Below are 16,803 nucleotides of genomic sequence, written 5' to 3'. Positions count from 1 at the left end.
GGACATGAACGCCCCGAAGGACATCGTGATCGCCAATGCCAGGATCGTGCTGGCCGACCGGGTGATCGAGCATGGCTGGCTGGCACTCAGCGACGGACGCATTGCCGAGATCGGCGAGGGCCGGGCGCCTGCGGGTGCGGAGGATGCCGGCGGCGACCTGATCATGCCGGGCCTGATCGAGCTCCACACCGATCATCTCGAAGCCCATTACGTGCCGCGCCCGAAAGTGTTCTGGAATCCGGTCGCGGCCGTCATCTCCTATGACGGCCAGCTCGCGACCTCGGGCATCACCACGGTGTTCGATTCGCTGCGTGTCTGGCGCGAGGACGGCGCCGAGGAGGTCGACGGCCGCGCCGGCGTGCTCGCCGCCGCGATCACGACCGCGCGTGACGGCGACTTGCTGCGCGCCGATCACTTCCTGCATCTGCGCTGCGAAATCCCGATGCCGAGCGTGGTCGAGGAGGCCAGGGAGCTGATCGACCGCCCCGACGTCAAGCTGATGTCGCTGATGGATCATACCCCCGGCCAGCGCCAGTTCCGCGACGAGGTCAAGTTGCGCGACTATTATCGCGGCAAGGGCGGCGGCAAGACCGATGCCGAGCTCGACGAGCTGTTCGCCAAGCGTTTCGAGTACCAGAAGGCCTATGCCGCCACCAACATGCGCGAGATCGTGGCGCTGGCGCAGGCCTACAGGATCCCGCTCGCAAGCCATGACGACACCACCGACGAGAACGTCGCGGACGCCGTGCGCGACGGCGTCGCCGTGGCGGAGTTCCCGACCACGCTGGAGGCCGCGCGCGGCCTGCACGAGGCCGGCATCGACATCCTCATGGGCGCGCCCAACGTCGTGCGCGGCGGTTCGCATTCCGGCAACATCGCCGCGGTCGATCTGGCCCGCGAGGGCCTGCTCGACATCCTGTCCTCGGATTACATCCCGTCCAGCCTCTTGATGGGCGCGCTGCAGCTGCCCGAGCATGTGCCCGCGATCAGCCTTCCGGCGGCGATCCGGACGGTGACGAAGGCGCCGGCCGAGGCGGTTGGCCTCACCGACCGCGGCGAGATCGCGATCGGCAAGCGCGCCGATCTCATTCGCGTGCATGTCGCAGGCCACGTTCCGGTCGTCCGCAGCGTCTGGCGCGAAGGCAGTCGCGTCGCATGAGCGAGACCGCGGCCATGGCGCAGGGCGCAGCAGGCGGGATCGGACCCGGGCGGCTCGTGCTCGTGGTCGGTCCCAGCGGCGCCGGCAAGGACACGCTGCTGCGGCTGGCGCGGGCAGCGTGCGTCGATGACCACCGCGTCGTCTTTCCGCGCCGTGTCGTGACGCGCGAATCTTCCGCCGACGAGGACAACATCGCGGCGACATCGGACGAATTCCGCCAAGCGCGCGAGCACGGCGATTTCGCGGTGCATTGGGAGGCGCATGGGCATTCCTACGCCTTGTCGACCGGGATCAACGACGATATCCGTGCCGGACGCACGGTCGTCGCCAACGTCTCGCGCACGTTGATCGGCGCACTGCGCCAGACCTATGCGAATGTCGTGGTGGTCGCGATCACGGCACCGCCGGATGTGCTGGCGCAGCGGCTTGCCGCGCGTGCGCGGCACAGCGACGGCAACATTGCCGAACGCCTCACCCGCAGCGTCGATGAGGCCTCGGCGCCTGCCGATGTCACCATCCTCAACGCCGGCAGCGCGGACTATCACGGCCGCCAGCTCCTGCGCGTGATCAGGAACGACGGTTGGCAGGAATAGCCGGTACAACCAGGAGAACGGAATGTCGGTGATCGAAACGGTCGCGCAGCTCGAGGCCATCTACGGCGTCACCAACGACGCCTCGACCGTGAAAGTCGCCGACCATGTCACGCCGCTCTATCGGGTCTTCCTCGAGAAGGCGCCGTTCGCGGCGCTCGCCACCATCGGGCCCGAAGGCATCGACTGCTCGCCGCGCGGCGATTTGCCCGGCTTCGTCCGCATCCATGACCCCAGAACGCTGATGCTGCCGGACCGCCGCGGCAACAACCGCGTCGATTCCCTGCGCAACATCGTGCGCGATCCCAGGGTGTCGCTGATGTTCCTGATCCCCGGCTCGGGCAATGCGGTTCGCGTCAACGGCCGCGCCCATCTCTCCATTGATCCCGAGCTGCTGGCCTCGTTCAAGGTGGAAGGCAAGGCGCCGCGCAGCGTCATGGTGATGAAGGTCGACGAGATCTACTTCCAGTGCGCCCGCGCCATCGTGCGCTCCGACCTCTGGAATCCCGACAAGCGCGTTGATCCCAAGACCCTGCCGACGCCCGGTCAGATTCTCGCCGAGATGAGCGACAACAAGGTCGGCGGCGACGAATATGATCGGATCTGGCCGGAACGCGCAGCCGCTACGATGTGGTGATTGTCTTACCCTCTCCCCTTGCGGGAGAGGGTGGCTCGACGCAATAGCGGCGAGACGGGTGAGGGGTATCTCTCCATTCGCGCATCTCTCGCGATCGAGGTTCGTGGAGAGATACCCCTCATCCGGCGCTGCGCGCCACCTTCTCCCACAAGGGGAGAAGGAAAGTGGAGATTGCCGCTTCGCCCCCTCAATTGAACGCCATACCGCCGCTCAGCGCGATCGTCTGTCCGGTCATATAGGCATTGTCCACCAGCAGCATCACCGCCTTGGCCACCTCATCCGCCGTTCCGAAGCGGCCGAGCGGGATGCGGCTGACGAGCTGGGGCTGGCCGCTCATCATGTCGGTCTCGATCAGCGACGGCGCCACCGCATTGACGGTGATGCCGTCCTTCACCAGCCGCGCCGCATAGCCTCGCGTCAAGCCCTCCATGCCGGCCTTGGATGCATTGTAGTGCGGTCCGATAGAGCCAGCGCCGCGCGCTGCTCCCGAGGAGATGTTGACGATGCGGCCCCATTTCCGCGCTCGCATCGAGGGCAGCACCGCCTGCGTGCACAGGAAGACGGATTTCAGATTGACCAGGATCGTTCGGTCGAAATCCTCCTCGGTGAGATCCTCGATGCCGCGCGTGATGGCGATGCCGGCGTTGTTGACGAGGATGTCGATCGGTCCGAGCCCGCCTGTCACGCGTTCGACCAAGCCGGCCACGGCCCCGGCTTGCGAGACGTCGGCGGCAACGACGATGGCCCGGCCGCCCTGCTTGACGATCTCGCCTGCAAGCTGCTCGGCTTGGCCGATCTGTTCGCGGCAGTTGATCGCCACCGCCGCGCCTGATGCGGCCAGCGCGCGACAGACGGCAGCGCCAATCCCGCGCGAGCCGCCGGTCACGAGCGCGGTGCGTCCCTTCAAATCATGCGTCATCGCTGGACCTCCCGGTCTTCTGTTCTGTAGGCTGCTGGAATCCTATCATAACGACTGCGTCCCCGCGTTGAACTCATCGCGAGATGAATCCAGTTGCCGGTGCTTGCCGCAGGAGAAGCGCTCCAGCGCCGTCATCGCAAATATGGAGAGCCATTTCATTGACCAATCGCGCCGATCGCTCGATAGTCGCAGCATCGAAACTGCTCCTCGAGCCCCAGCCGCGATATGAGAACCGATCACCAGCGCAATCAGAACGACATGCATGCGTGCATGACGCCGCGTTGCTTCTCGGCGGCTACCGGCGCCTGTTGTTGTTGCTGATCGCCTTCTAGCAACAGCCCACACGACAAATCTCAAAACAGGAACGCCGGGACCCCGGCGAGCGAGCAGTCATGTCCCAAGCCCAATCGAACGCCTACATCATCGAGATCCACGACCGCGCCGCCGGCATCGTCGCGAGAGACCAGCGCGGATACCGTTTCTTCTCTTCCGAGCGCCTGTTCGACAGTCTCGAGGGCCGCCAGTTCCGCTCGGCGCGTGAGGCCGAACGCGCCGCACGAACGGTGCTCTCCGAGCGGGGCCGGCGTCCGAGTTGATCAGCTGCGGCGGCGCGCCCTGGTGCGTGCCGCCTTCTTCGCGGCGGTCGAGCGGACCTTGGCGCCCTTGGTCCGGCTTGCCTTCCGCGCGGCCGCCGAACGCGACGCGGCGCTTCGCTGGCCCGCAGCACGCTTGCTTTGCTTCGACAGCGCGCTTCGCGACGCGGTCGAGCGCGGCTCCTTCTTCAGGACGTTCTCGACCGCGCGTGACACTTTCGGCCGGCGCTTCGGCGTGCGCTTGCCCTGGCCGACCTCATAGGCGTATTTGGCGCTGCGGCGGGTCGCCTTCTTGGTTCGTCCCTTGCGCGGTGGCGGGAGGTCGACGCCGGCGCGGCGTGCCTCGGAAAGGCCGATGGCGATCGCCTGCTTCGTCGAGCGTGCGCCGTGCTTGCCTTTGCGGATCCTGTCGATCTCGTCCTTGACGAATTCGCCGGCCTGCGTGCTCGGGGATTTGCCGGCGCGCTTGTCCTGCTTCGCTTTGCGAATGATTTCCTGTCTTGGCATGGGCCGAGTTCCCTCTGAGAGACATAGGGATGTCGGACCGCAACGCATGACGCGGACGATTGATCCTTTTCAGTTCCGTAAGGCCGCCAGCAGTTCGTCAGGGCGCTCGGCCATAATCATGTGACCGGCGCCGGGCACCACGACGGTCTTTGCATGCGGAATTGCCGCCGCGAGCGCCTTGCCGGCTTTCGCCGGCGTCATCATGTCCCGTTCGCCGAGGATCAGCGTTGTCGGCACCTTGACGGTCGCGGCGGCGGTCAGCGCATTCGCGTAAGCGTTGCAGGCCGACAGATCCCTGAACAGCACGCCGGGTTCGCAAGCCTTCAGCACGGCCTGCGCGCCGCCATGCATCCACAGGCCCGGCGCGAGACTGCCGCCGAGCTCCGCGCTGAAGCCGAGGCCCCAGATCGAGACCATATCGTTGGCCTCTTGCGAATTGGCCTCGGCGGCCTTCAGCAGATCCGGGCCGACCGTCATGGTCGCGGCGGTGCCGATCAGGCTCAGCGCGGAAACCCTGTCCGGGTGCCGCGCCGCCGTCTCCAGCGAGATCAGCGATCCCATGGAATGGCCGATCAGATGTGCCTTCGAGCTCCCTGCCGCATCGAGCAGCGCCGCCGTCCAGTCGGCCATCTCGGCGATGCTGCCGAGCGAAGACCCGCCTGAGCGGCCGTGGCCGGGGAGATCAGGCGCCAGCACGGCAAAGCCGTGATGAGCGAACCAGCGCGTATGTAGCGCCCAGGTCGAATGGTCGAAGCCGGCGCCGTGGATGAAGGCGACCGCGGGCAGCGATTTGTCGAAGTCGCGGCCGCCGGTTGCGACAAACACTTCAAGGCCGTTGACGGAGAGCTTCATGACTTAGACCTTTTGCGAGATGCGCAGCGCTTGGGCGAGATCGTCGATGATGTCGCTCGCGGTCTCGATGCCGACCGACAGCCGCACCAGCTCTTCCCCGATGCCGGCCGCCTTGAGCTGTTCGGCGTCCATCTGCTGATGCGTGGTCGAGGCCGGGTGGATCACCAGCGTCTTGGCGTCGCCGACATTGGCGAGATGGCTGATCATGCGCAGGGATTCGATGAACTTGCGGCCCGCAGGCCGCCCGCCCTTGATGCCGAAGGAGATGATCGAGCCCGCGCCGCGCGGCAGGAGCTGCTTTGCCAGCTGATAGTCCGTGTGCGTCTCCAGCGAGGGATGCAGCACCCAGTCGACCGCCTTGTTGGACTTCAGGGCTTCCAGCACGAGATGCGTGTTCTGCATGTGGCGGTCCATGCGCACGCCCAGCGTCTCGACGCCCTGCAGCAGCTGGAATGCGTTGGTCGGCGACAGGCACGCACCGAAATCGCGCAAGCCTTCGGTGCGGGCGCGCATGATGAAGGCGGCCGTGCCGAACTGCTCGTCGAAGACGATGCCGTGATAGCCGCCATAGGGCTCGGTCAGCACGGCGAACTTCCCGGAACCGCGCCAGTCGAAGCGGCCGCCGTCAATGATCGCGCCGCCGATCGCGATGCCGTGGCCGCCGATCCATTTGGTCGCCGAATGCATCACGATGTCGGCGCCAAGCTCGATCGGCCGGCTGAGATAGGGCGTGGCGAAGGTGTTGTCGATCAAGAGCGGAATCTTCGCGTCATGCGCGATGGCCGCGACCTTGGGAATGTCGAGCACTTCCAGCCCGGGATTGCCGATGGTCTCGCCGATCACGAGCTTCGTGTTGGGCTTGATCGCGCCGCGGAACGCGTCGAGATCGCGCGGTTTGACGAAGGTCGTTGTGATGCCGAACCGCGGCAGCGTGTGCGCCAGCAGATTGATGGTGCCGCCATAGAGCGAGCTCGACGCCACGATGTGATCGCCGGCGTTGAGGAGCGTCGCGATGGCCAGATGCAGTGCGGCCATGCCGCTCGCCGTGCAGATCGCGCCGACGCCGCCCTCCAGCGCCGCGAGCCGCTCCTCCAGCACGCCGGTGGTCGGATTGGAGATGCGCGTGTAGATGTGGCCCGCGCGTTCGAGATTGAACAGCGCAGCCGCGTGATCCGAATCCTGGAACACGTAGGACGTGGTCTGGTAGATCGGCACCGCGCGGGCCCCGGTCGCGGGATCCGGATGCTGGCCCGCATGCAGGCTCAGGGTCTCGAAGGCAGGCGGTTTCGGTGCGGGCATGCGTGGCCTCGTTGGTCAATCGGCGGAGGCCGCTCTTGTGCCACAGAACGGCGGGGCAAGTCAGCCCATTGAAGCGTCGCACAGTGCCTTGCAGGGTTTAACCCCCGATCGCCTGTTCGATGATCCGGGCCTCCCGCAGCAATATCTCCGCGACCTCTTGCTCGCGGCGGGGGCCGAGCCGGGTCCGCACGGCGGAGACCGTCATCGCGGCAGCCGGCTGGCCGTCCGGCGTCTTGATCCAGGTCGAGATCGATTTGGTGCCCTGCACGAGGCCAATCTCCCGCTTGCCGTAGCCCAAGCGTCTGGCCGCCATTACTTCGCCCATTACCGTCGCCACATCGGTCCGGTAGGCCTCGAATCTCTTCTCGTTGGCTGCGACGATCTTTCGCGCATCCTGCGCCGGCATCGCGGCGAGGATGGCGACGCCCGCACTGGAGACGCCGAGCGGCCGGCGCGCGCCGATCTCGATCGACAGCACCTGGATCGGATAGACGCCGATCCTGCGGTCGACACACAGCGTGTCGTTGCCGGTGCGCACCGTCAGGAACAGCGTGTCCCCGATCTCGGCGGAGGCGCGTTGCAGCGACGGATTGGCGGCAATCAGCAGTCGCGACGGCCGCGGCCGCGCCAGCGCCAGCTCCGGCACCTGGTTGCCGATCGCGTAGCAGCCGCTCCGCTCGTTCCGCTCGACGATGCCTTCCTCGATCAGCACGTGGACGATGCGATGCACGGTCGGGCGGGTGAGGCCGGTCCCGCGCACGACCTCGGCCAATGGCACACCGGCCTCGCGGCCTGCGGCCAGAATGCGCAGCACCGCGAGCGCGCGCCGGATCGCCTGCGCGCCCTGCCGCGGTGCCATGGCGTTGCGGGGTACTCTGGTTTTGTCCATAATATGGACAAGAACGCCACAATTCACTCGACAGGTAAAGCGCAATCATCTGGAGATTGCGCTCCGATCGAGCTGCCTATCGAGTTGCCCTCAGTGCGACGTCAGGCATTCGACGTGAAATTGAAAAGCGCCGCCGGGAGGTTAACATGAGATTAATCTGGATCGCCATAGCAGCCGCGACTGCGATGCTGGCCGGGCCCGCATCGGGCCAGCAATGGCCGGCACGCAACGTCAAGCTGATCGTGCCCTATCCCGCCGGCGGCAATGTCGACAGCGCCGCGCGCATCGTCGCCGACAAGCTGCAGGAAAAGCTCGGCCAGCCCTTCGTCATCGAGAACAAGGCCGGCGCCGGCGGCATGATCGCGGGCGAGGCTTTCGCGAAATCGGCGCCCGACGGCTACACGCTGTTCGTCGGCGCCAACGGCCCGGTGCTGTTCGCGACCGAGATCAACAAGCGCGACGCCTATAACTGGAAGAAGGACTTTCTGCCGATCTCGACGATCTCGATGACGCCGCTGGTGCTCGAAGTTCATCCGTCGGTGCAGGCGACGACGCTGAAGGAGTTTCTCGACCTTGCCAAGCGCGAGCCCGGCAAGCTGACGATGGCTTCGCCCGGTCCCGGCACCACCAACCATTTGCTCAGCGAGTTGATGCAATCCAGCCTCGATGTGCAATGGGTCACCGCGCATTACCGCGGCAACGCGCCGGCGATCAACGACCTGCTCGGCGGGCAGGTGCAGTTCGCCTTCGACCAGCTCACGGTCAGTCTCCAGCACATCAAGGCCGGCCTGTTCCGCGCGCTGGCAGTCACCAGCCCGCACCGCCTGAAGTCGCTGCCCGACGTGCCGACCTTCGCCGAGCTCGGCTACAAGGATTTCGACGGCCAGACCTTCACCGGTTTGTTCGCTCCTGCCGGCACGCCGGCGCCGGTCGTGGAGAAATTGCACGAGACGCTCGTCGCGATCCTGAAGGACCCCAGCGTGATCGACAAATTCGAGAAGCTCGGCGGCGAAGCCACGCCGATGACGCCGGCCGAATTCAGGGCTTATCTGGAGCGCGAGGACGCCAAGTGGATTCCGGTGGTGCGCAAGGCCAACATCACGGCCAACTGAGCCATGCGGATCGATCCCACCGAGTTCGGCGCCGAGCGCATCTACCGGCTGATGACCGGCATCGTGGTGCCGCGTCCGATCGCCTGGGTGACGAGCCTGTCGCGCAGCGGCGTGCTCAATCTCGCCCCGTTCAGCGCCTTCACCTTCGTCTCGCAGAAGCCGCCGATGCTCGCCATCAGCGTCGGCCGCAAGGGCGCCGATTACAAGGACACCGCGCACAACATCCTTGATACCGAGGAGTATGTCATCCACATCGCCGATACCCCACTGATGTCGGCGGTGCACGATTCATCGGTCGAGCATCCGCCTGAGATCAGCGAGGTCGAACATCTCGGGCTCGAAACGCTGCCCTGCGATCTCATCAAGGTGCGGCGGCTGGCGGCAGCGCCGGTCGCGATGGAATGCCGTTTCCGGCAGTGCCTCGAATTCGGCGAGGCCAGGAGCCGGCTCATCGTCGGCGAGGTCGTGATGTTCCATATCCGCGACGGACTCGTGAACGACGGCAAGGTCGAGACTGCCGCCCTCGACCCGATCGCCCGCATCGGAGGTCCCCGTTACGCCCGGCTCGGCGAGATCGTCACGCTCAAGACCGTGTTCCAGACCCCGAAATCGAAAGACTGAGCGCCGCCGCCCGCCGCTCTGCCCGAACATCATTGGAGAAAGACCATGCGCCTCGTAAGCTATCTCGTGGACGGAGAGCCGCGCTACGGCGCGGCCGTCGAAGGCGGCGTGATCGATCTGAGCATGCGGATCGGCCACGACTTCTCGGATGTGCGCGCGCTGATCGCGGCCAACGCGCTGCACGACGCGCAGGAAGCAGTTGCCGGCGCCGCGCCGGACTACGCTCTGGAAGAGCTGGTCCTGCTTCCGCCGGTGCTGGCGCCGGAAAAGCTCTGGTGCATCGGCGTCAACTATGCCGAGCGCAACGCCGAATACAAGGACAGTTCGGACCTGCCCAAATATCCGAGCCTGTTCGTGCGCAGCATGTCCTCGATGACCGGCTCCGGCCAACCGCTGGAGAAGCCGAAGGTTTCGGACCAGCTCGACTACGAGGGCGAGCTCGTCATCGTCATCGGACAGGGCGGCCGTCACATCCCGCGGGACAAGGCGTGGTCGCACATCTTCGGCATGACGCTGTGCAACGAGGGCACGATCCGCGACTGGCTGCGTCACGGCAAGTTCAACGTGACTCAGGGCAAGAACTTCGACCGCTCCGGCAGCATCGGCCCGTGGATCGTCACGTCGGACGAGCTCGATCCGCGCGGTCCCCACGACATCGTGACGCGCGTCAACGGCGAGGTGCGGCAGCAGGACACGACCGAGCGGCTGATGTTTCCGTTCGACTTCATCATCTCCTATCTCTCCACCTTCGCGACCCTCAAGCCCGGCGACATGATCGTGACGGGCACGCCGACCGGTGCGGGCGCCCGCTTCGATCCGCCGCGCTGGCTGAAGGTGGGCGACGTCGTCGAGGTCGAGTCGAGTCGCATCGGCGTGCTGCGCAACACCGTGGCCGCGGAGAGCTAGATCATGCTGGATAGCGCCACGATCGAACGTCTCGCCGCGCGCCTCGACGAGGCCGAGCGCACCAAGTCGCTGATCCCGATGTTCTCGAAGGAGTATCCGGATTTCAGCATCGAGGACGCCTATGCGGTCCAGCGCGCCTGGACGAAACTCCAGCTCGGCCGCGGCCGGATCATCAAGGGCCACAAGATCGGCCTGACCTCGAAGGCGATGCAGAACGCGGTCGGCATCTCCGAGCCGGATTACGGCGTGCTGTTCGCCGACATGTTCTATGCCGACGCGACGCCGATTCCGTTCGACCGCTTCCACGCGCCGCGCATCGAGGTCGAGCTCGCCTTCGTGCTGAAGGCGCCGCTGCGCGGGCCCGATTGCACCATCTTCGACGTCCTCAACGCCACCGATTACGTCACGCCGGCACTGGAAATCCTGGAGACGCGCATGCACCGCGTCGATCCCGAGACCGGCAAGACACGCAAGGTGATGGATACGATCTCGGACAACGCGGCGAATGCCGCGCTGGTGCTGGGCGGCCGGCCGTTCCGCCCCCTTGATGCCGATTTGCGCTGGATCGGCGCGCTGCTGTTCCGCAACGGCGAGGTCGAGGAAACCGGCCTTGCCGCCGGCGTGCTCAATCATCCCGCGAACGGCATCGCCTGGCTCGCCAACCGCCTCGCGCCGCATGACGAGCATCTGAGGGCGGGCGAGGTGGTGCTGGCGGGATCGTTCACGCGGCCCGTCGACATCCGCCGCGGCGACACGTTCCATGCCGACTACGGCGCGTTCGGCTCGGTGTCGTGCCAGTTCGCCTGAACCAACAACAAAGAGGGATCGCATCATGAGTGGTCAATCGCGCCGCAAGAGCATCCACATCGGCGGCTTCAAGCACGTCAATCCGATTCCGAACGCCTGCCGCATCGGCAATCTCGTGATGTCCGGCGTCATCCTCGGCCGCGATCCCGCGACCAACGCGATGCCTGAGAGTCTCGACGCCCAATGCGCCAACATGTTCGCGCACATGAAGGCGACGGTGGAGGCCGCCGGCGGCACCACCGACGACATCATCAAGATGACGGTGTGGCTGAAGGACCGCGGCAACCGCGGGCCCGTCAATGTCGAATGGCTCAAGATGTTTCCGGACGAGCATTCGCGCCCGGCGCGCCACGCGCTGCCGATGGACAACATGGACGGCGGCGCGCTGGTGCAGTGCGACTTCACCGCCGTGATCGACTGAAGGAGTTTTGCGCATGCCGACCTATCTGCCGTTCGATCCCAACCCGCGCCGCCCCAGCAAGGCGCCGCCGCCGAAGACCGTCGACAGCCAGTTCCACGTGCTGGGTCCCATCGAAAAATATCCGGAGCGCCCCGGCGCGGCCTATCGGATGCCGACCGCGACCTGGGAAGCGGCGCTGCGCATGCACAAGACGCTCGGCATCGAGCGCGGCATCATCGTGCAGACCACGACCTACGGCGCCGACCATGCGGTCGTGCTCGATGGCTTAGCTGCGATGGGCCCGAACTATCGTGGCTGCGCCAACGCGCTGGTGTTCGCCGAGGCGAGCGACTCGTACCTCTCCAAGCTGCACGAGGCCGGCGTGCGCGGCGCACGCTTCAGCTTCCGCCAGGAGCTCGGCGCCGTGCTGTCTGACGCCGACTTCGCACGTGCGATTGCGCGCATTCGCGAGCTCGGCTGGTACGTCAAGATCCAGCCCGAGAAGGACGGCATCATGTCGAGCGTCGCCAAATACGAGAACCTCGACGTGCCCGTGCTGATCGATCACATGGCGCGCCCCGCCCCCGAGGCCGGCAAGGCCGATCCGAACCTGCGCAAGATGCTCGAGCTGCTCGAGAAGGGCAATTTCTGGGTGATGCTGTCGCTCGGCGAGAAGACCTCGAAACTCGGTGCGCCCTATGACGACGTCATCCCGATCGCGCGCGCCTATATCGAGGCCGCCCCCGACCGCTGCGTCTGGGCCAGCGACTGGCCGCATCCCGTCTCGGTGAAGCAGCCGCCCAACGACGCCGACCTGCTCGAGCTGATGTACCGCTACGTCGCGGATCAGACGGAGCTGGAGAAGATCCTGGTGCGCAATCCGGCAAAGCTGTTCGGGTTTGCGGATTAGAGCGAACTCCCTCGGTCGTCATTGCGAGGAGCTCTTGCGACGAAGCAATCCAGAGTCCTGCTGCGGTGGTAGTCTGGATTGCTTGGCTGCGCTCGCAATGACGTGCGGTCCTACCGCTCACAGCGGCTGCCTCCCCACCCGGTCCCGCACCTCGGCCGCGATCTCGAACGAGCGCAGCCGGGCGGCGTGATCGTAGATCTGCCCCGTCGTCATCAATTCGTCCGCGCCGGTATCCGTGATCAGCGCCTTCAGCTTCTCTTCCACCACATCAGGCGAGCCGACCGCGGAGCAGGACAGCGACTGGTCGACCATGGCTTTCTCCGCCGGCGACCACAGCGCATCCATGTCGTCCACCGGCGGCGGCAGCGGCCCCGGCGTGCCGCGGCGCAGGTTGATGAACTGCTGCTGCAGCGAGGAGAACATTCGTTGCGCCTCGTCATCGCTGTCGGCGGCGAAGACGTTGACGCCGATCATCGCGTAGGGCTTGTCGAGCTGCGCCGACGGCTCGAAGCGCGCGCGATATTCGCGCAGCGCCGGCATCATCATCTGCGGCGCGAAATGCGAGGCGAATGCGAACGGCAGCCCGAGCATCGCAGCCAGCTGTGCGCCGAAGGTGCTCGATCCCAGGATCCACAGCGGCACCTTCGTCCCCATGCCGGGCACGGCGCGGATCGCTTGGTTCGGCTGCAAATCGCCGAGCAGGGCCTGCAATTCCAGCACGTCATGCGGAAAGTTCTCGGATGTCGTCGCAAGGTCGCGCCGCAGCGCCCGTGCGGTGAACTGGTCGGTGCCCGGCGCCCGACCGAGCCCGAGATCGATCCGTCCGGGATAGAGCGATTCCAGCGTGCCGAACTGCTCGGCGATGACCAGCGGCGAATGGTTCGGCAGCATGATCCCGCCGGAGCCGACGCGGATCGTCCTGGTCCCACCCGCGATGTGCCCGATCACCACCGATGTCGCGGCGCTCGCGATCCCCGTCATGTTGTGATGCTCGGCGAGCCAGAACCGTTTGTAGCCCCAGCTTTCCGCATGCTGCGCCAGATCGAGCGAATTGCGAAACGCCTGCGCGGCATCGCTGCCCTGGCAGATCGGTGCGAGGTCGAGCACGGAGAAGGGGATCATGGGGGGTACCTGAACTGAGCGCGTGTGTGGGTCTGCACACATGTAGTGTCGGTGCATCGGATCGGTAGAGCACTGGCGAGATCCGCAGGCACCGCCATCGTACAAGACCTTGGCCGGTTTCGCTTCGCCCCACCCCTCCGACAAGCTATGATCCGACCGTTCAGGTCTATCGAGACGGTCAAATGAGACGGCGGAATTTTCTAGCTTCCTTGGGACTTGCTGCCATGTCGCCACGTGTGGCGTTTACCCAACAGCGCGTTCCGGTCGTGGGCTTCGTCGGGTTTGCCACAACTGAGGTGGACAACGCCACGCTTGCTCCCTTTCGCAAGGCGATGGCTGGGCTCGGTTACGTCGAGGGTCGCAACATCATCATCGACGCACGCTCGACCGGAGGGGATGTCTCGCGCGGCCTGACGCTGATTGATGAGCTTGTGGCAAAACGCGTCGATGTGCTGCTTGCGCCGGGACCGGCCGCGGCCCGCGCGATCGTGAAGAGGACCAATATCCCCGTTGTTGCCGTCGCGCTGCCTGCCGTGCAGAGCGACCGCGAGTTGTTTGAGAGCCTCGCTCGTCCCGGCGGCAGCCTCACCGGTTTTGCTGCATTTGGCGAAGAGATGTCGGCCAAACGCATCGAGATGATCCGCGAGATTTTGCCAACGCTCAGGAGAATCGGCGTTTTGAATAACGCAACGGACCCGACGTTTAGTGCCTGGGGCGCGCAAACCGTGCTGGAAGCACGACGAGCGGGCGTCGAACCGGTGCGACTTGGTCTCACCACTGCGTCGCCGGCAGCGGTCGCCGAGCAGTTTGATGTGCTGGCGGCCGCCGGTGGCAGCGCCGTGATCGTCATTCGCGATTACATGACCGCTGCAATGCAGAATGAGATCTGTCAGATCGGCATCGAAAGGAAGATCGCCGTCATCGGTCAGCAGAGCGAATTTGCGCGCGCTGGCGCGCTGTTCAGCTATGGTGCCGACATAGGCGACCTCTTTCGTCGCGCCGCGGGTTATGTCGATTTGATTCTGAAGGGACAAAAGCCGGCGGACATGCCGATTCAACTCCCAACCAAATTCGAGCTGGCTGTCAATCTCAAGACGGCGCGTGCACTCGGATTGACTGTTCCGCCCACCATCCTCGTGCTGACGGATGAAGTGATCGAGTAAGCGCGCAGGATGGCTTCCGTCCTGCCTGCCCTGAGTGGCCCACGCCCGCCCGTTCACAACACTGTTATTGCGGCCTATGGCGCCCTTCGTCGCAACTGGGCGTTTTGGGCCTGTTGTTGTAGCTTGCGGGAGCAGCCGCAGGGTTGCCAGGAGGAACCGACATGACCACGGTCGTATTCAACCGCCGAAGCCTGCTCGCCGCGGGCGGCACCGTCCTCGCAACAGGCGTCCTGGCATCAGGCGTTTCCGGTCTCCTGCTCCCCGCCCGTGCGGCAGGCCTCGCGCCGACCGAAACGATGTCGGGCGGCGCGAACAATTATCGCAAGGGCGCGCAGATCGTGGATCGCATCGGCAAGGGCGGCTTCTGGATGAGCGGCACCGTCCGTCGCGCCGGCGACGGCACGCCGCTGGCCGGGCAGCGCATCCAGATCTGGGCGCACACGGTCGAAGGCCAGGAGCACGAGCCGCAGAGCCATGGCGCCACGCTCACCGACAAGGACGGCAAGTTCCGGCTGGAGATGCCGCAGATCATTCCGATCTTCGGCCAGCCGCACGGCCACCTCGCCTATGACAGCGGCGAGTTCAAGACCGTCTTCCTGCGGCCGGTGATGCGGAGCGCAAAGGAGACCAGCCTCGAGGCGCACTTCGTCCTGCAGCCGGCCTGACCGGGCCAGCGAATGACGGAGTGGAGATCGGCGCGGGTGATCCTGATCTGGGTCGCTCTTGCCTTGGCCATTGGCGTGCCGGTCGCGCTGGCGGCGACAAGCGAGCAGCTCGCATGGCGCGGTCCGGTCTACATCCTCGCCGGCTTTGCAGGGATCATTGCCCTCGGTCTCGTGCTCGTGCAGCCCCTGCTGATCGGCGGCTATCTGCCGGGCCTGTCGACCTATCGTGGCCGGCGCGTCCATCACTGGATCGGCGGCGCGTTGGTACTGGCCGTGGTAATCCACGTCGCCGGTCTCTGGATCACCAGCCCGCCCGATATGATCGACGCGCTGACCTACGCATCGCCGACGCCGTTCTCACCCTTTGGCGTGACCGCCATGTGGGCCATCTTCATCGTTGCCGTTCTGGCTGCACTGCGCCGGCGATTGGGACTGCGCCTGCGTACCTGGCGTATCGTCCATCTTCCGCTCGCAATCGTCATCGTCGCAGGCAGCGTGGTCCATTGCCTGCTGATCGAGGGAACGATGGAGACGGTTTCGAAGGTGGTGCTTTGCGTGCTGATTCTCGCGGCGAGCATCAAGATAATGGTTGATCTGCAGGTCTGGCGAAAGCGAAGGACGTTGCGCGGGGAAAGTGTCGCGCGGCAGTAGATCTTGGGGTTCAAGAAGCGAAGGCCTCTCCACGCGTCATCTCTGCGGAAAGATTCCGGATCGCCTCGCTTCCGCTCGCGATGATGGAGCACGCCGCTCCGCTTGCCGCAAATAGCGCCGAGGCGTACCCTCGCGCCATGACCGTCACCGCCCCCGATCTGAAAGCGTTCCTGCTCGCGACGCCGTTCTTCGGCGGTCTCTCGGACGGAGGCCTCGATCTCCTGATGTCGATGCTGGTCGAGCGCCGCTTCGATGCCGGGGCGACCGTCGTGGCGGAGGGCGAGCCGGGACGTTCGATGTTCATCGTCGAAACCGGCCGCCTGGCGGTGAGCAAGCGGGCGAATGCGGGAAGCACCATCCCGATTTCCGTTCTGGAGCGTGGCGATTTCTTCGGCGAGATGACGCTGATCGAAATGCAGAACCGCTCGGCGACGGTCGTCGCGGAGGTGCCGACGGTGCTGTACGAGTTGACGGCCCGGAATCTCTACGCCTGCTACAAGGCCGACATCCACGCCTATGTGGTCGTCCTGCAGAACATCAATCGCGAGCTTTGCCGGCGCTTGCGCCGGGCGGATAACCGCTTCACCGGCCTCCGGGCGGAGAACGACAATTGATGGTGCGCAGCACCGCTAGAGCGGCTGCGAAACCATCATGTCTCGCCACTGAGCAAGGTCTCGACGGGTCTTGGACGTCACGACTTGTCGTGCGCGTACTTCTCCAAGACCAGCCGGTTATATTCATCCCTTACCGCCCTTCGTGAAACATGCCCTTTTCGGTCCTTGGCAATTTTCAGAAGGTCGGGATCGGTCGGTCCCCTCCGCCTAAATCTCGCAAAGAATCGGGTCGGAGGCGCCGACGTCCTTCCAAACAGCCGGTCAAGCCATTCCATCGTGTCCTCCCGGACAAACTGCGCGATATGACACTATCACCACGAATTTAGCGGTCAAAAGGACAGTATGGCTGCATCTTTTCGACATCGGAAACCGACATCATGCAGCGAT

Annotated in this window: 21 protein-coding genes; 14 read left to right on the top strand and 7 right to left on the bottom strand. The window is 65.3% G+C overall.

The features are described 5' to 3' along the window. Window positions 1-4: 4 nt before the first annotated feature. The 3 genes from ACFDR6_RS03235 to ACFDR6_RS03225 are packed head-to-tail and all read left to right on the top strand — an operon-like array spanning window position 5 to window position 2,386. Window positions 5-1,159 (top strand): alpha-D-ribose 1-methylphosphonate 5-triphosphate diphosphatase, encoded by a 1,155-nt coding sequence (locus ACFDR6_RS03235; protein WP_375857358.1) that lies wholly within the window; start codon window positions 5-7, stop codon window positions 1,157-1,159. Further along, a complete protein-coding gene (gene phnN / locus ACFDR6_RS03230; protein ID WP_375857357.1) occupies window positions 1,156-1,752 on the top strand; it encodes a phosphonate metabolism protein/1,5-bisphosphokinase (PRPP-forming) PhnN in 597 nt (198 codons plus the stop codon). The genes ACFDR6_RS03235 and phnN overlap by 4 nt, the downstream gene beginning before the upstream one ends. A 22-nt stretch (window positions 1,753-1,774) precedes the next feature. Next, window positions 1,775-2,386, top strand: coding sequence for a pyridoxamine 5'-phosphate oxidase family protein (locus ACFDR6_RS03225; RefSeq protein WP_375857356.1), 612 nt, complete (start codon window positions 1,775-1,777; stop codon window positions 2,384-2,386). Between the two features lie 187 nt (window positions 2,387-2,573). Here the strand turns inward: ACFDR6_RS03225 and ACFDR6_RS03220 are convergent, their stop codons facing one another. Next, window positions 2,574-3,305 carry an SDR family NAD(P)-dependent oxidoreductase gene (locus ACFDR6_RS03220; RefSeq protein ID WP_212084491.1) on the bottom strand — a complete coding sequence of 244 codons (732 nt, stop codon included), beginning with the start codon at window positions 3,303-3,305 and terminating at the stop codon, window positions 2,574-2,576. A 45-nt stretch (window positions 3,306-3,350) separates the two neighbouring features. After that, on the bottom strand, window positions 3,351-3,569 hold the full coding sequence (locus tag ACFDR6_RS03215) for a hypothetical protein (RefSeq protein ID WP_375857355.1): 219 nt from the start codon (window positions 3,567-3,569) through the stop codon (window positions 3,351-3,353). A 128-nt stretch (window positions 3,570-3,697) separates the two neighbouring features. Between ACFDR6_RS03215 and ACFDR6_RS03210 the strand changes: the two genes are divergently transcribed. Next, window positions 3,698-3,901, top strand: coding sequence for a hypothetical protein (locus tag ACFDR6_RS03210; protein ID WP_375857354.1), 204 nt, complete (start codon window positions 3,698-3,700; stop codon window positions 3,899-3,901). On the opposite strand, the gene ACFDR6_RS03205 is transcribed toward ACFDR6_RS03210, so the two are convergent. The 4 genes from ACFDR6_RS03205 to ACFDR6_RS03190 form a co-directional block, all read right to left on the bottom strand. Further along, a complete protein-coding gene (locus ACFDR6_RS03205; protein WP_375857353.1) occupies window positions 3,902-4,405 on the bottom strand; it encodes a DUF6496 domain-containing protein in 504 nt (167 codons plus the stop codon). Window positions 4,406-4,474: 69 nt separating this feature from the next. Beyond that, complete coding sequence (locus ACFDR6_RS03200) at window positions 4,475-5,257, bottom strand: alpha/beta fold hydrolase (RefSeq protein ID WP_212084497.1); 783 nt, start codon at window positions 5,255-5,257, stop codon at window positions 4,475-4,477. A gap of 3 nt (window positions 5,258-5,260) precedes the next feature. Then, on the bottom strand, window positions 5,261-6,556 hold the full coding sequence (locus ACFDR6_RS03195; RefSeq protein WP_317241339.1) for an O-acetylhomoserine aminocarboxypropyltransferase: 1,296 nt from the start codon (window positions 6,554-6,556) through the stop codon (window positions 5,261-5,263). A 97-nt stretch (window positions 6,557-6,653) separates the two neighbouring features. Next, a complete protein-coding gene (locus tag ACFDR6_RS03190) occupies window positions 6,654-7,445 on the bottom strand; it encodes an IclR family transcriptional regulator (protein ID WP_317241338.1) in 792 nt (263 codons plus the stop codon). A gap of 146 nt (window positions 7,446-7,591) precedes the next feature. Between ACFDR6_RS03190 and ACFDR6_RS03185 the strand changes: the two genes are divergently transcribed. From ACFDR6_RS03185 to ACFDR6_RS03160, 6 genes are read left to right on the top strand one after another with little or no spacing between them, the layout of a single operon-like run. Continuing rightward, window positions 7,592-8,557, top strand: coding sequence for a Bug family tripartite tricarboxylate transporter substrate binding protein (locus ACFDR6_RS03185; RefSeq protein WP_375857352.1), 966 nt, complete (start codon window positions 7,592-7,594; stop codon window positions 8,555-8,557). A 3-nt stretch (window positions 8,558-8,560) separates the two neighbouring features. After that, window positions 8,561-9,178 carry a flavin reductase family protein gene (locus tag ACFDR6_RS03180; protein ID WP_375857351.1) on the top strand — a complete coding sequence of 206 codons (618 nt, stop codon included), beginning with the start codon at window positions 8,561-8,563 and terminating at the stop codon, window positions 9,176-9,178. A gap of 45 nt (window positions 9,179-9,223) precedes the next feature. Continuing rightward, window positions 9,224-10,084, top strand: a complete 861-nt coding sequence (locus ACFDR6_RS03175) for a fumarylacetoacetate hydrolase family protein (RefSeq protein WP_375857350.1) — start codon at window positions 9,224-9,226, stop codon at window positions 10,082-10,084. A gap of 3 nt (window positions 10,085-10,087) precedes the next feature. Continuing rightward, window positions 10,088-10,891, top strand: coding sequence for a 2-oxo-hept-4-ene-1,7-dioate hydratase (gene hpaH, locus ACFDR6_RS03170; RefSeq protein WP_375857349.1), 804 nt, complete (start codon window positions 10,088-10,090; stop codon window positions 10,889-10,891). Between the two features lie 25 nt (window positions 10,892-10,916). After that, window positions 10,917-11,312, top strand: coding sequence for a RidA family protein (locus tag ACFDR6_RS03165; RefSeq protein ID WP_375857348.1), 396 nt, complete (start codon window positions 10,917-10,919; stop codon window positions 11,310-11,312). Window positions 11,313-11,325: 13 nt separating this feature from the next. Continuing rightward, complete coding sequence (locus ACFDR6_RS03160) at window positions 11,326-12,201, top strand: amidohydrolase family protein (protein WP_375857347.1); 876 nt, start codon at window positions 11,326-11,328, stop codon at window positions 12,199-12,201. Between the two features lie 117 nt (window positions 12,202-12,318). Here ACFDR6_RS03160 and ACFDR6_RS03155 read toward each other — a convergent pair whose 3' ends face one another. Beyond that, window positions 12,319-13,323, bottom strand: a complete 1,005-nt coding sequence (locus tag ACFDR6_RS03155) for an LLM class flavin-dependent oxidoreductase (RefSeq protein ID WP_375857346.1) — start codon at window positions 13,321-13,323, stop codon at window positions 12,319-12,321. 224 nt (window positions 13,324-13,547) lie between these two features. Here ACFDR6_RS03155 and ACFDR6_RS03150 point away from each other — a divergent pair, with 224 nt between their 5' ends. From ACFDR6_RS03150 to ACFDR6_RS03135, 4 genes are all read left to right on the top strand, one after another. Next, complete coding sequence (locus tag ACFDR6_RS03150; protein ID WP_375857345.1) at window positions 13,548-14,486, top strand: ABC transporter substrate-binding protein; 939 nt, start codon at window positions 13,548-13,550, stop codon at window positions 14,484-14,486. 161 nt (window positions 14,487-14,647) lie between these two features. After that, window positions 14,648-15,151 (top strand): peptidase associated/transthyretin-like domain-containing protein, encoded by a 504-nt coding sequence (locus ACFDR6_RS03145; protein ID WP_317241330.1) that lies wholly within the window; start codon window positions 14,648-14,650, stop codon window positions 15,149-15,151. A gap of 12 nt (window positions 15,152-15,163) precedes the next feature. Beyond that, window positions 15,164-15,802, top strand: coding sequence for a ferric reductase-like transmembrane domain-containing protein (locus tag ACFDR6_RS03140; RefSeq protein ID WP_375857344.1), 639 nt, complete (start codon window positions 15,164-15,166; stop codon window positions 15,800-15,802). 137 nt (window positions 15,803-15,939) lie between these two features. Then, window positions 15,940-16,416 (top strand): Crp/Fnr family transcriptional regulator, encoded by a 477-nt coding sequence (locus ACFDR6_RS03135; protein WP_375857343.1) that lies wholly within the window; start codon window positions 15,940-15,942, stop codon window positions 16,414-16,416. The last annotated feature ends 387 nt before the right edge of the window (window positions 16,417-16,803 follow it).

This window comes from Bradyrhizobium tunisiense, from assembly GCF_042263385.1.
Lineage (GTDB): Bacteria > Pseudomonadota > Alphaproteobacteria > Rhizobiales > Xanthobacteraceae > Bradyrhizobium > Bradyrhizobium tunisiense.
This window is presented reverse-complemented; position numbering and strand designations above follow the sequence as displayed.

Excerpts from the sequence above, each read along its gene's own strand:
- ACFDR6_RS03235 (WP_375857358.1), top strand. The coding sequence starts at position 5 with ATGAACGCCCCGAAGGACATCGTGATCGCCAATGCCAGGATCGTGCTG.
- phnN (WP_375857357.1), top strand. The coding sequence starts at position 1,156 with ATGAGCGAGACCGCGGCCATGGCGCAGGGCGCAGCAGGCGGGATCGGA.
- ACFDR6_RS03225 (WP_375857356.1), top strand. The coding sequence starts at position 1,775 with ATGTCGGTGATCGAAACGGTCGCGCAGCTCGAGGCCATCTACGGCGTC.
- ACFDR6_RS03220 (WP_212084491.1), bottom strand. The coding sequence starts at position 3,305 with ATGACGCATGATTTGAAGGGACGCACCGCGCTCGTGACCGGCGGCTCG.
- ACFDR6_RS03215 (WP_375857355.1), bottom strand. The coding sequence starts at position 3,569 with ATGCATGTCGTTCTGATTGCGCTGGTGATCGGTTCTCATATCGCGGCT.
- ACFDR6_RS03210 (WP_375857354.1), top strand. The coding sequence starts at position 3,698 with ATGTCCCAAGCCCAATCGAACGCCTACATCATCGAGATCCACGACCGC.
- ACFDR6_RS03205 (WP_375857353.1), bottom strand. The coding sequence starts at position 4,405 with ATGCCAAGACAGGAAATCATTCGCAAAGCGAAGCAGGACAAGCGCGCC.
- ACFDR6_RS03200 (WP_212084497.1), bottom strand. The coding sequence starts at position 5,257 with ATGAAGCTCTCCGTCAACGGCCTTGAAGTGTTTGTCGCAACCGGCGGC.
- ACFDR6_RS03195 (WP_317241339.1), bottom strand. The coding sequence starts at position 6,556 with ATGCCCGCACCGAAACCGCCTGCCTTCGAGACCCTGAGCCTGCATGCG.
- ACFDR6_RS03190 (WP_317241338.1), bottom strand. The coding sequence starts at position 7,445 with ATGGACAAAACCAGAGTACCCCGCAACGCCATGGCACCGCGGCAGGGC.
- ACFDR6_RS03185 (WP_375857352.1), top strand. The coding sequence starts at position 7,592 with ATGAGATTAATCTGGATCGCCATAGCAGCCGCGACTGCGATGCTGGCC.
- ACFDR6_RS03180 (WP_375857351.1), top strand. The coding sequence starts at position 8,561 with ATGCGGATCGATCCCACCGAGTTCGGCGCCGAGCGCATCTACCGGCTG.
- ACFDR6_RS03175 (WP_375857350.1), top strand. The coding sequence starts at position 9,224 with ATGCGCCTCGTAAGCTATCTCGTGGACGGAGAGCCGCGCTACGGCGCG.
- hpaH (WP_375857349.1), top strand. The coding sequence starts at position 10,088 with ATGCTGGATAGCGCCACGATCGAACGTCTCGCCGCGCGCCTCGACGAG.
- ACFDR6_RS03165 (WP_375857348.1), top strand. The coding sequence starts at position 10,917 with ATGAGTGGTCAATCGCGCCGCAAGAGCATCCACATCGGCGGCTTCAAG.
- ACFDR6_RS03160 (WP_375857347.1), top strand. The coding sequence starts at position 11,326 with ATGCCGACCTATCTGCCGTTCGATCCCAACCCGCGCCGCCCCAGCAAG.
- ACFDR6_RS03155 (WP_375857346.1), bottom strand. The coding sequence starts at position 13,323 with ATGATCCCCTTCTCCGTGCTCGACCTCGCACCGATCTGCCAGGGCAGC.
- ACFDR6_RS03150 (WP_375857345.1), top strand. The coding sequence starts at position 13,548 with ATGTCGCCACGTGTGGCGTTTACCCAACAGCGCGTTCCGGTCGTGGGC.
- ACFDR6_RS03145 (WP_317241330.1), top strand. The coding sequence starts at position 14,648 with ATGACCACGGTCGTATTCAACCGCCGAAGCCTGCTCGCCGCGGGCGGC.
- ACFDR6_RS03140 (WP_375857344.1), top strand. The coding sequence starts at position 15,164 with ATGACGGAGTGGAGATCGGCGCGGGTGATCCTGATCTGGGTCGCTCTT.
- ACFDR6_RS03135 (WP_375857343.1), top strand. The coding sequence starts at position 15,940 with ATGACCGTCACCGCCCCCGATCTGAAAGCGTTCCTGCTCGCGACGCCG.